Here is an 11,938-nt window from a genome sequence, read left to right as displayed (position 1 = left end):
TATGTTTATCGCACTAAGGTAAACAGTGGGGTTTGACTGACCGCTTGAAAATCCAGCGCCATGGTTACACTGAGTGCTGTGATGGTAATAATTGAAAAACCAAACACTTGTCTGGCCCAACGTGGCATATCCACATCTTGACGATAACCTTTGAGGGCCATAGTTAGCCACCAGAGGCTGGTGGCACAGGTCACGGCCATAAAGGCGGTGCCTGTGTAACCTGCGAGTGGCAGCATGGTGCTGACCAAGGCGAACACTGCGATATAGAGCACTATATGGTGCTTCGCCTTGGCCATCCCTTCGGCGACTGGCAGCACGGGGATCTTCGCGGCTGCATAGTCATTAAAGCGGAAAATCGCGATGGCGTAGGAGTGTGGCATCTGCCAGAGGCTGAACATCAGCAATAAAATCACTGCGCCCATATCCATTTGCCCCGTTACGCTGCAATAGCCCACCACGGGCGGTACAGCGCCCGAAAAGCTGCCGACTAAGGTGCCGTAAACCGAGTTTCGCTTCATATAGAGGCTATAAATCCCGACATAAACGACATAACCAATAGCGGCAAACAGCAGGGCTAAGGCATTAGTGAACAGAGCTAAGATGCCAAATCCAAGCACGCCTAAGGCGATGCCAAACAGCAAGACATGGCTTAGAGGGATTTCGCCCGTGACGGTGACGCGTTTGCAGGTGCGCTGCATTTTGGCGTCAATGTCACGGTCAATACAGTTATTAATCGCACAGCCTGAGGCGACGACTAAGGATAATCCCACTAAGCTTGCCAGCATCAAGACCAGATCCACATCGCCCTTAGCGGCCAATAGGAAGCCGCCAGCAACGGAAATCAGATTCCCGAAAATGATGCCAGGCTTAGTTACCTGTACATACCCTTTGAAGCGTGCTTTCCATTGCGTCGATGTCAATCTAGCTTGTGTGTTCATTTGCTGTGTCTCGTTACATCATCAAAGCGTTAGCTTCGAGAATGATCCATACCGACAAGCCAACCACCATCACGATGATCAGTGCGGTAAATAGGAAGGAGAAGGTGTTGATCTTGCCTTCCTTAGAGAAGTCCAAGTGCAGGAAGTACTTAAGGTGTACCAAAATCTGCACCAGTGCCGTTACAACGACGATGGCAAGCGTCGTCGATTGCTCGAAGTGATGGGTCATTACCGCCCAGAATGGGATGGCAGTTAACACCACTGACAGCACAAAACCGACTAAGTAGGACTTGATGCTGGCGGCCAGATCGTCTGCGCCATGGCTATGATCATGCGAATGAGTATGTGCGCCCATTACAATGCTCCCAATAAGTACACAACGGTAAATACGCAAATCCACACGATGTCGAGGAAATGCCAGAACAAGCTTAAGCAGCTCAAGCGAGTGATGCTGCGGTTGCCTAAGCCCGTTTTGGCGACTTCAATCATCATGATTGCCATCCAAATTAACCCTGCGGTCACGTGCAAGCCGTGCATGCCCACTAAGGTGAAGAAAGATGACAGGAAGGCGCTGCGTTGTGGGCCGTTGCCATGTTCGATCAGGTGATGGAACTCATAGACTTCCATGCCGATAAACACACAGCCCAGTGCAAAGGTAATGGCTAACCAAGTAAGGGTTGCCGCCTTGTTGTGGCGCTTAGCGAAAATCAACGCGAAACCATAGGTAATACTACTGAGCAGCAGGGCTGCGGTTTCGATCAGCACAAAGTCCAGTTCGAAAATGTCTTTACCCGATACACCGCCGTCGGTGTTCATATAGAGCACGGCGTAGGTGGCGAATACCGAAGCAAACAAGATGCAGTCGGTCATCAGGTAGAGCCAAAAACCAAACAGGGTGTTGCCACCCGTATCATGGTGCTCGTGGTGCTCCTCGGCGTGAGCAACTTCTAAATCAGCTGGGATTGCAACACTCATATCAGCCCCTTACTACATTGTTTAAGTGAGCATTTTCAATGCGTGCCACTTCATCGGGTTGAACGTAATAGTCGACATCGTTGTTATAAGCACGGAATAAGAACACGATAAACGCGCCCACCATGCCCACAATCGCGAGCCACAGAATGTGCCAAATTGCAGCAAAACCAGCGGCAGTAATGCCCAGCGCCATTAAGATACCGCTCGGGGTATTTTTCGGCATATGGATTGGCTGATAGTGTTTGAGGCGTTGATAGGCGGTGCCTTTTTCTTTGGCATCGGTAAAGGCATCGATATCAGACACTTGTGGCAACTTAGCAAAGTTGTAGAACTGTGGTGGTGATGCGGTTGACCATTCCAGCGTGTGGCCATTCCATGGGTCACCCGTGGTGTCACGGTTTTGGTCGCGGTCACGGATACTCACGTACAGTTGCACGAATTGCAGAATGATACCGACCATGATGATGCAAGCACCCACGGCAGCGATATAGATCCACATGTTCCATGCTGGGTTATCAATGTGGTTGATACGGCGAGTCATACCCATAAAACCGAGTACATACAGCGGCATAAAGGCCACATAGAAACCAATCTGCCAGCACCAGAATGACGCTTTACCTAAACGCTCATTTAAGTGGAAACCCGTTGCTTTCGGGAACCAGTAAGCAAAACCAGCTAAGTAACCGAACACGGCACCACCGATAATGGTGTTATGGAAGTGAGCGATCAGGAACAAGCTGTTGTGCAGTACGTAGTCGGCACCAGGTACGGCTAATAGTACGCCCGTCATACCACCAATGGTGAAAGTCACCATAAAGCCTAAGGTCCACAGCACTGGCACAGTTAAGCGCAGGCGGCCGCGGTAAATGGTGAACAACCAGTTAAACAGTTTTACCCCAGTCGGGACCGCAATCACCATGGTCATCACGCCGAAGAAGGCGTTGACGTTGGCACTCGAGCCCATGGTGAAGAAGTGGTGTAACCACACGATAAAACCGAGGATCGAAATCGCGCCACTGGCCCATACCATTGAGGAATAGCCGAACAGACGCTTAGAGGTAAAGGTTGAAATCACATCCGAGAAGATACCGAACGCAGGTAAAATCAGGATGTACACTTCAGGGTGACCCCAAGCCCAGAACAGGTTGATATACATCATGGCGTTACCACCACCATCATTGGTGAAGAAGTGGAAACCCATGTAGCGATCGAGTGTTAACAGCGCTAAAACCGCAGTCAGGATCGGGAACGACGCCACGATCAGGATGTTGGCCCAAGTACAAGTCCAAGTGAAGATAGGCATTTGCATCAGCTTCATGCCTGGAGCACGCATCTTAAGCACAGTCGCGATAAAGTTGACCCCGGTTAAGGTTGTCCCTATCCCCGAAATCTGCAGCGCCCAGATATAGTAATCGACCCCGACGCCTGGACTGTAAGCCAGCTCAGACAACGGCGGGTAAGCTACCCAACCGGTACGGGCGAATTCACCTAAACCTAATGAAATATTGATCAGCACGGCACCAGACGCGGTTAACCAGAAGCTGAGGTTGTTCAAGAAGGGGAAGGCAACGTCGCGGGCACCGATTTGCAGTGGCAGCACTAAGTTCATTAGACCGATCATAAATGGCATCGCCATAAAGATAATCATGATCACGCCGTGGGCTGTGAAGATTTGGTCGTAATGTTCTGGCGGCAGATAACCTGCGGCGCCATTGGTGGCCAGTGCCTGTTGGGTACGCATCATGATGGCGTCGGAGAAACCGCGGATCAACATGATGAAGGCAAGCACTATGTACATGATACCGAGGCGTTTATGGTCAACCGAAGTTAACCAGTCGTGCCAAAGCACACCCCATTTTTTGTGTTTAGTGATCAAGGCTGCGACGTACAGGCCTATCACGGCAACAACCGCAAGGGTCACCATGATGATAGGCTCATGATACGGGATCGCATCTAAGCTTAATTTACCGAGAAAAGACATGATTACTCCGCCTCCACTTGGTGAGTGGATGAGTGTTCTGTTGATGAAGTGTCAGAATGGGTTGAGCTTTCCATGTCGGCCATCTTCTGTTCGCTCGCCATATGCGCCATATCGTGGTGCATGCCAGCCATATTGTGGTCGGCACTCATGTGTTCCATACCTTCATGGCCTGCCATGTGCTCGTTTGAGTCCATGTGCATGTATTGCATAACGATTTGATCGAACATGCCGTGACTAACTGAGCCAAAGTATTCAACAGGATTGTTTTCACTCTTCTGTGCTAAGGCTTGGTAAGTCGCAGAGTCTAAGGTCTTAGTCGCCTGTTGTTTTGCCTTGGCTACCCAAGCATCGAAGTCGGCTGCCGTTGGCGTGGCAATGGCTTTAAACTTCATGCCCGCAAAACCTGCGCCGCTATAGTTAGCGGAAATACCGTCATAGGTACCGGGTTCGTTGGCAATCAAGTGCAACTTAGTCGTCATCCCAGCCATTGAGTAGATTTGGCTACCTAACTGCGGGATAAAGAAAGAGTTCATTGCGGTATCAGAGGTGATCTTAAAGTTCACTGGTACGTTCGCTGGGAAAGCCAGTTCGTTTACCGATGCAACACCTTGTTCTGGATAGATAAACAACCATTTCCAGTCCATAGAAACCACTTCAACCGTAATTGGCTTGGCTTCGTGTTCGAGTGGTTTGTAAGGGTCGAGATCATGGGTTGAACCCCAAGTGATCACGCCCAAAATCAATACGATCACAATAGGCACAATCCAAACCACGGTTTCGATCGCGCTTGAATGGGACCATTTAGGGGCGTAAACCTCATGATCTCGGCCATCGCGGTATTTCCATGCGAAGAACAAAGTCATGAAGATCACGGGGATAACCACAATCAGCATGAGTAGGGTAGCGATGATGATCAGGTGCTTTTCATCGACACCGATCTGGCCCTTGGGATCCAATACGCCGCCATCACAGCCTGCGAGCATCAGGGCTATCGCCGCGAATGCTACTTTACTTAAATTTTGAATTAACAAAGGAAGATTCCTCTAACCCTAAGGTTTACAACTCTGCCCAGAGAGATTGGCAGTAGCATTGAGCGGCGTTATCCGAAGGCAAATCCGAAAGTGGCTCGAGCGCGGCACAAAAAATGCCTGCCACCCCAATGCAAGATTGAGGATCGACTTTCAGCGCTTAATGCTAAATTTGAATTTTAAAACAGAGAGTTACAATGGTGGGGCGCGACAACCGTGCGCAAGGTGCTCGAGGGATTTTAGCCTTGGGGGTGCTAAAAACTGGGCAGCATTAGTTAAATCTAAGCTGTTGAAAAACTTGAAGCCATTGTCGAACAGATTCCACAATTGCTTAATAATCTGGGGGTTGAGCAGTAATATGCTCAGCAGCGTGGCGCCGAAAAACTCGATTAAAAATCCATCGCTCAGGGTGATTAACTCACCTATGTCGATACAGCCACCGACCATCACCGACACTAAGTCAGCAGCGGGCAGCACAAACAGTAACCCGAAGATCAGGGCTAAGTTTGTCATACTGAAGTGGGAGAACCTCGCTACGAGATTCAATCCTTCAGCGATAAATTGGCTGAGTGCGAATTTCAATTAACAGGTCCGGCTGAACGAGAGGAAATTGTTGGCTGAATAAAAATTCAAGCTGCAACTTTTTTGTGCGGGCGGGAGGATAACAAGAAGCGGGGATTGATTGAAAGTGGATCCCAGGCTCAAAACGGCTTTTGCATTAAAAAAACCTTAATTAAAACCATAATAAAACAAATAATTAACAAAATTAACTGAATTTATACTCATTACACTCGCAAAAAATAGGGTTAATGTGAGCTGCGTCAGAAAACGCCTTGGGTTAAATGTAAACAATTTGAGCTGGAAAAATCACCTAAACTCGCTGCGCTTTCGCCCCTTTTCACGGAATTATTTTTACCGCATTGATGGGGGTTAACCTCCTCACTCGTTAATGCCCATCCTTTGGCTGCGCTTAAGAGTTGGCGTGAGTCTAGCAGATTTCGCCGCGGCAAACCGACCGTTAATGAAGCGTTTACGCTGGCGCCCGACAATAGAATTGATGATTAGCTTTTACTAAGCTTGAGATTGATTTGTAGATTAAGGCATTATGTGGCCTATCTGAGTTGCGGCTTAGTAATAAAAAGGGATTGGATATCAAAGCATTTGCTCACTACCTTAAGGTCAATCTACTCGTTGCCTTGGCTTACTTTGTCGTTGGCAAAATCGGTTTGTTGATTGCCTTACCTCCCGGTTATTCGGCTGCCATTTGGCCTGCGGCGGGTATTGCCATTGCCTCCTGCCTGATATGGAGCAAGTATTCGCCCTGGTTTGGTATCTTGGTCGGCTCTTGGCTGATTAACATCAATATCGGAGGTGAGATCCATCTCGGTTGGCTGCCCTTAGTGATTGCTGCGGCATCGAGTTTACAGGCCTATGTTTCTGCCAATGTGATCCGCCGTATCGACCCCTTAGTGACCTTAGATAGACCCAACACTGTCATTAAGTCCTGCCTCAGCCTCTCGTTAACCTGCATGATTGCGACCCTCTTTGGTAATGCCGCCTTGGCCGCCCATGGCACCATCCCCATCAAGGATGTCTTTGGCCGCACGATTAATTGGTGGCTTGGGGACTTACTCGGAGCGGTGATCTTTATTCCGCTGACGATGTTGATCTTCGATCAGCGCTCCATTTGGCGCTCAAGGCGGATTCAGACCGGGTTGCCACTGTTTGTCGGCTTTTTATTCTGTGTCGGCATTTATTACTACTCGGATATGAACCAGCGGCAGCAGCTGCAGGATAAATTTCAAATTCAGTCCAATGCCATTATTAGCAATGTTGAAAGTTTTCAGGTGTCGAATCTTCAGCAAGTGATTGCGCTCGCGAGTTTATTCGATAATAGCGAGCAGGTATCTCAGGATGAATTTATCCAGTTTGGTAAGCGCAACCAACTGCAATTAGATGGGTTTCGGGCTTGGGCTTGGTCACCACTGATTGCCGCGACCGATAAAGACAGTTTCGAGGCCGCCACCCGCGCCGAGATTGGCGAATCATACCGCATTCGATACTTAGCCAATGGGCGAGCTAATCCCGACGGTTGGTTAGTGCCGATTAAGTTTGTGCAACCGATAAACACTAGCCGTGCCGCCTTGGGTATTGACCTTAATGGCGAACCGACAAGGGCGGCGGCGATTGCCAAAGTCCGCGCCACACTGTCACCTGTCATGACCGGAAAAATTCAATTGGCGGAGGATCCAAATGGACCGGGCGGGACGCTGTTTATTGCCCCCGTCTTCGACCGCTTAGGCAATATTGAGGGCTTTTGCTCGGCGGTGATCGACCTGCAATCGATTATCAATGCGGTGGAGCAGGTCAAAGGCTTGCACTGGCGACTGACGGACATGAGTGCTGGCGGAGCCTTACTCTACGCCAATAGCCAGAAGATCTTCCCCCAGTTTCAGGGGAACATACAAAGCGACAAGATGGGCCAGTATTATCAGGCCAACTTAATGCTGGCCGATAGGCATTGGCATATCGTTATCTACGAGTCCTATTCCGAACTGATGGGCGACACCTTTAGTCTGTCGCTGCTGATGCTACTGCTGGCGTTTATCACCTGCGCGGTTGTCGGCGGTATGACCTTAGTGTCTTCCGGGGAGCGGCACCGCATCGCCGAAAAGGTGGCGGAAAAAACCATGGCACTCTCTAAGGAGATCGCCCGTAGCCAAACCTTCCAAGCGACCTTGATCGAGAGTGAACAAAGGTATCGCACTCTGTTCGATAAGGCGCCTGTGGGCCACGCCTTAAAACGGCTAGAGGACGGGCAGTTTGTCGCCATCAACCAAGCCTTTATGGATATTACCGGTTATACCCTCGAAGAGTTGCAGACACTCGATCCTTGGGAGCTTACGCCTATCCGTTATCGGGTGAGTGAAACCGAGCAGCTTGAACGCCTTAAGCAGACTCGCCGTTACGGCCCCTACCAGAAGCATTATCGCCATAAGGGCGGGCAAATGGTGGCAGTGAGGTTAAATGGCTCCTTGGTTACCGCAGCTAACGGCGAGCAACTTATCCTGTTTATTGTGGAGGACATTACCGAGCAGGAACGCACCGTGGCTAGGGTTAACCTGCTGGCTCAGGTATTCCAGCAAAGCGGTGAAGGCATCACCATCATGGACGCGAATGACATTATCGTGGATGTGAATAGCGCCTTCACCCAAATTACCGGTTACACCCGAGATGAGATCATCGGCAAAAACTGTCGCTTCCTCGAAGCCGAGCGGACCGACCGTAGCAATGATGCTAGAGTGCGAGCCGCCCTGGAACAGACCGGATTCTGGCAGGGTGAGGTGTGGGACAGACACAAGGAGGGATTTGATTTCCCTAAATGGTTGATGATGTCTGTCGTGCGGGATGAGACGGGGTCTGTCAGCCATTACATCGGTAGTTTTACCGATATCAGCGAACGCAAAGTTAATGAGGAGCGCATTCACTTCCTCGCGCACCACGATTCCTTGACTCTGCTGCCGAATCGCTTGAGTCTGCAATCGCGGTTAGAGACGGTTTTCAAAGAAGCCTTTGTCAGTCAGACCCAGATTGCCGTGATGTTTATCGATATGGATCACTTCAAAAATATCAACGACACCTTGGGGCACCATGTCGGCGATATGCTGCTGCTCGAAGTGGCGCGGCGGCTGAAGAGTATTGTGAGCAGCGACGATATCGTCGCACGTTTAGGCGGCGATGAGTTCGTGGTGGTGTTGTCCGATACGGACCATGACGAGGTGGCTAAGGTGGCAGAAGCCCTGCGCAGTGGTTTGAATCAAACCTATACCATAGATAACAAGCCGCTGCATTCATCACCCAGCATAGGCATTAGCCTGTTCCCAACCGATGGTGACAGTGTTGAGGCGCTCATGAAAAATGCCGATATGGCCATGTACCGCGCCAAAGCGGCGGGGCGTAATAACTATCAGTTTTTCACCGCCGCCATGAACACCTTAGTGACCGAGCGCCAACAAATCGAAACTGGACTCAGGCAGGCCATTGCCCGTGATGAGCTGCGGCTGCACTATCAGCCACAAATCGATATCAACACCGGGCAAATGGTCGGCGTCGAGGCGCTTATCCGTTGGCAACACCCCGAATTGGGCTTGGTGGCTCCCGATCGCTTTATCCCTATCGCCGAAGAGATCGATATGATTATTCCTATCGGCCAATGGGTGTTAGAGCAGGCGTTGGCGCAGCTAGCCGAGTGGCGTGAGAAGGGCGCCAAACGGCTGCGGATGGCGGTCAATCTCTCGGCCCATCAATTGCGTAAGGACACTATCGTTGTCGATATCATCAACGTGCTTGCCAAGCATAAGTTGCCCAAAGGGGCGCTCGAGCTTGAAATCACCGAGAGCGTGGCCATGCAGTATCCCGAGCAAAATGCCAAGTTACTGGCCGAGTTGCGCCAGCATGGGATCGAATTGGCGATTGATGACTTTGGCACGGGTTACTCGTCACTCTCTTACTTGAAGTTATTGCCCTTAGACAGACTCAAGTTAGACCGCTCTTTTGTGAAGGATATCGAGAGCGATCCGAACGATGCTGCCATCAGTGCGGCAACGATTTCAATGGCACATGAGTTGGGGCTGACCGTCGTGGCCGAAGGGGTCGAGAATGAGGCGCAACTGGTGCTGTTATCGGGCATGGGCTGCGATTTAGTGCAGGGTTATTACTTTAGTAAACCCTTGGCGGCCGAAGACTGTTCGCGTTTTATCGAGCGCAATTTTTAAGCCGTTTTTTATCCATTTAGAACTATACTTGGCTAAATCCGGCGATGGAAAGATGGATAAACTAAGGACGGCTTTATGCAAGTTATCTTCACCAAAGGTTCGAAGCGTTATGGACAATTACGTTGCGTGCGCATGGATGGCAGCGCAACCCAAACACAAATGCCCGAGCAGGGCATAGCTCCCCATGACATGATCCATTATGTCGTTGAAAAACGACTGCATATTCAGGGCGCATTTTTCGCCCAAGTGCGCGCAGGCGCCGATATCAGTTTTTCCCTTGAGCACAATGAAGCCTCCTTAGCCGTCGCGGATAAAACCTTAATTTGGCAAACCGAGTCGATTGTCGAATCCCTGCAATCTTTGCTGTGGTCTGCCGACACGCCGACCTATGCCGGGTTTTTATACCTGTTAGAGCAGAGCTGCAGCAACCGTAAACTCGCGCTGCCCGAAGTGTCTCAAGCGGACTTTGAACATATTATCAATGAGATAATGGAGCTGACCATCGAATGGCAGGGCATGGGAGAAGGCCAGTCCTTGACCCTCAAGTTTTAGCTATTTGAACATAAAGAAAGAGCGCGAATATTCGCGCTCTTTTTATTGGTTGAGATTATTCCCTGTGGCGGCGCTCTTGGCTCTGTGCCGATCTGCCTTGGTTATGCTCAGGGCTGCGGGCCATCTGCATATTTTGGCGTGAATCATTCTGCCTGATTCGATTCTCTTCCCGCTGTCTTGGCGGCGCTTGGCGGGGCTGCTCCATACGTTGCGGTTCGGCGCGTCTCACTTCAGGGCGAGCTTCCGGTCTCTGTGGCTGAGTTCGGGGCTCAAAGCTGCGTGGTTGCTGCTCTCGAGTCTGATACTGGCGCTGTGGACTGTCCTTGGTTTGCTCCCTCGTCGCTTTTGCCTGCGCTTGTCTTACTTGATTATCCTGACGGAAATTGTCGTTACGATCTTTTTGGTAACCTTCTCTTTTGGTTTGCGCCGAGTTTGTCGGTGCCACGCGGCGCTCTTTTAACTCGGCCTGAGTATTTTGGAAGCTAGGCGTACGCTCGCGGCTGTAGTGATTGTCGCGGCTTAGGTTGTTACTTCTGTCCTTATCTTGGCGCTTGTCATAGCCCTTGTTGTCGCGGTTATAACGTGCGTCTTGGTGTTCCCTCGATTTGGCATATTGGCTGGTAAAGTGCTGACCACTGCCACTGGAGTGGGAATCACGGCCACGGAACTTACTATCGCCGTAGTAGCGCTCTTTCACCACGGGATTGTGGTAAACCACGCCGCGTCTGTGCTCGGGTTTATGTTTCCAAGGTTGAGCACCATAGCTGACTGAGTACCGCTCCCTTGGGCGATAGTGGTGGGAGTGACGGTGATCGACAACGACGACTCTGTGGCTGTGCCAATGGAACGAGCTAAAGAAGTAGTTAAAGGAAATATGGATCCCGGGTGACCAGTAAAAGTAACTATGACTTGGGCGGTAAGGGTAGCCCACATAGCCACCAAACTCCCAATAAACAGGGGGATAGGCCACGCCCCAGCGCCAAGTGCCATAAACCACGCGGGGATCATAGTAGGGCACATACACCACTTCGCGCCTTGCGGGTTCTATGATGATCTGGTTGTTCGCACGGGTCACCGCCATGTTGTCCATATTGGCCAGGCTGTTGGCTTTATCCGCTTGTTGTCTGAGCGATTGAATGCCATCCATCACTTGGCCTTCATCGGCTAAAAAGGCTTCGCCGAGTTTTTGGGTCCAATCTAAGTCTTCGCTCATTTTCTCTAAGACGTTGGGGAAAGCCATAAGGGCTTTAACACTCGGATCCCAGTCCTTGTCTTCGGTGCGAGACATCACCTCGTCGGTCGATAACTTAGGGTTATCCTCTAACCAACGCTGCGCCTGCACTACTTCGAGTGGATAGGTGGAGGCGATCAAAATATGGCTCAATAAACTATCGGGGTAGAGTGCAATGGGCGCAAGCATCTGTTCGAGTTCGGCTTGGCTCAGTGAAGCACTTGAACCTTGGCTGACTGATACGCCTGCGGCTTGAGTTGGCGCAGTGAACGGCAGGGCAACTAATGCCGCCGATAACACCAGCCATTTCCATCGATGTAATCTGTTCATTGTTCGCTCCAATAATCCTATTTGAGGATGTTATTGGCATCATAGGCGCGTGAATATGAACATAAGCTGAAAGTATTTTGTGTGGTAAAAATGCCAATAGCAGCACAAATTTTAGCTAACTCATTAGG

The 11,938-nt window shown here is 50.3% G+C and carries 9 protein-coding genes; 2 read left to right on the top strand and 7 right to left on the bottom strand.

The window, feature by feature from the left end:
- Nucleotides 1–5: 5 nt before the first annotated feature.
- From cyoE to CF168_RS20330, 6 genes are all read right to left on the bottom strand, one after another.
- Nucleotides 6–938: a heme o synthase gene (gene cyoE, locus CF168_RS20355; RefSeq protein WP_011718749.1), complete on the bottom strand. Its 933-nt coding sequence runs from the start codon at nt 936–938 to the stop codon at nt 6–8.
- Between the two features lie 13 nt (nt 939–951).
- The gene (cyoD, locus tag CF168_RS20350; RefSeq protein ID WP_023266130.1) at nt 952–1,293 is read right to left on the bottom strand and encodes a cytochrome o ubiquinol oxidase subunit IV; all 342 of its coding nucleotides are present in this window, start codon (nt 1,291–1,293) and stop codon (nt 952–954) included.
- Nucleotides 1,293–1,913 carry a cytochrome o ubiquinol oxidase subunit III gene (gene cyoC, locus CF168_RS20345; RefSeq protein ID WP_011718747.1) on the bottom strand — a complete coding sequence of 207 codons (621 nt, stop codon included), beginning with the start codon at nt 1,911–1,913 and terminating at the stop codon, nt 1,293–1,295. The genes cyoD and cyoC overlap by 1 nt, the downstream gene beginning before the upstream one ends.
- Nucleotide 1,914: 1 nt before the next feature.
- Nucleotides 1,915–3,894, bottom strand: coding sequence for a cytochrome o ubiquinol oxidase subunit I (cyoB, locus tag CF168_RS20340; RefSeq protein ID WP_023266129.1), 1,980 nt, complete (start codon nt 3,892–3,894; stop codon nt 1,915–1,917).
- Between the two features lie 2 nt (nt 3,895–3,896).
- Nucleotides 3,897–4,925, bottom strand: coding sequence for a ubiquinol oxidase subunit II (gene cyoA, locus CF168_RS20335; protein WP_089068812.1), 1,029 nt, complete (start codon nt 4,923–4,925; stop codon nt 3,897–3,899).
- Between the two features lie 189 nt (nt 4,926–5,114).
- Complete coding sequence (locus CF168_RS20330; RefSeq protein ID WP_089068811.1) at nt 5,115–5,435, bottom strand: hypothetical protein; 321 nt, start codon at nt 5,433–5,435, stop codon at nt 5,115–5,117.
- 632 nt (nt 5,436–6,067) lie between these two features.
- Here CF168_RS20330 and CF168_RS20325 point away from each other — a divergent pair.
- Entirely contained in the window at nt 6,068–9,697 is a 3,630-nt protein-coding gene (locus tag CF168_RS20325) for an EAL domain-containing protein (RefSeq protein WP_206191650.1), read from the top strand.
- Between the two features lie 75 nt (nt 9,698–9,772).
- Nucleotides 9,773–10,249, top strand: a complete 477-nt coding sequence (locus tag CF168_RS20320; RefSeq protein ID WP_023266124.1) for a hypothetical protein — start codon at nt 9,773–9,775, stop codon at nt 10,247–10,249.
- A gap of 55 nt (nt 10,250–10,304) precedes the next feature.
- Here CF168_RS20320 and CF168_RS20315 read toward each other — a convergent pair whose 3' ends face one another.
- Entirely contained in the window at nt 10,305–11,810 is a 1,506-nt protein-coding gene (locus CF168_RS20315; RefSeq protein ID WP_089068810.1) for a DUF3300 domain-containing protein, read from the bottom strand.
- Between the last annotated feature and the right edge of the window lie 128 nt (nt 11,811–11,938).

Origin of the sequence: Shewanella bicestrii (assembly GCF_002216875.1) — a bacterium.
In the GTDB taxonomy this organism is placed as follows: Bacteria; Pseudomonadota; Gammaproteobacteria; order Enterobacterales; family Shewanellaceae; genus Shewanella; species Shewanella seohaensis.
Note: the sequence above shows the minus strand (reverse complement) of the source record. Positions and strands in the feature narration are given on the sequence as shown.

What these genes read in the sequence shown, in the direction of transcription:
- cyoE (WP_011718749.1), bottom strand. Translation starts at nt 938, where the DNA reads ATGAACACACAAGCTAGATTGACATCGACGCAATGGAAAGCACGCTTC.
- cyoD (WP_023266130.1), bottom strand. Translation starts at nt 1,293, where the DNA reads ATGGGCGCACATACTCATTCGCATGATCATAGCCATGGCGCAGACGAT.
- cyoC (WP_011718747.1), bottom strand. Translation starts at nt 1,913, where the DNA reads ATGAGTGTTGCAATCCCAGCTGATTTAGAAGTTGCTCACGCCGAGGAG.
- cyoB (WP_023266129.1), bottom strand. Translation starts at nt 3,894, where the DNA reads ATGTCTTTTCTCGGTAAATTAAGCTTAGATGCGATCCCGTATCATGAG.
- CF168_RS20330 (WP_089068811.1), bottom strand. Translation starts at nt 5,435, where the DNA reads ATGACAAACTTAGCCCTGATCTTCGGGTTACTGTTTGTGCTGCCCGCT.
- CF168_RS20320 (WP_023266124.1), top strand. Translation starts at nt 9,773, where the DNA reads ATGCAAGTTATCTTCACCAAAGGTTCGAAGCGTTATGGACAATTACGT.
- CF168_RS20315 (WP_089068810.1), bottom strand. Translation starts at nt 11,810, where the DNA reads ATGAACAGATTACATCGATGGAAATGGCTGGTGTTATCGGCGGCATTA.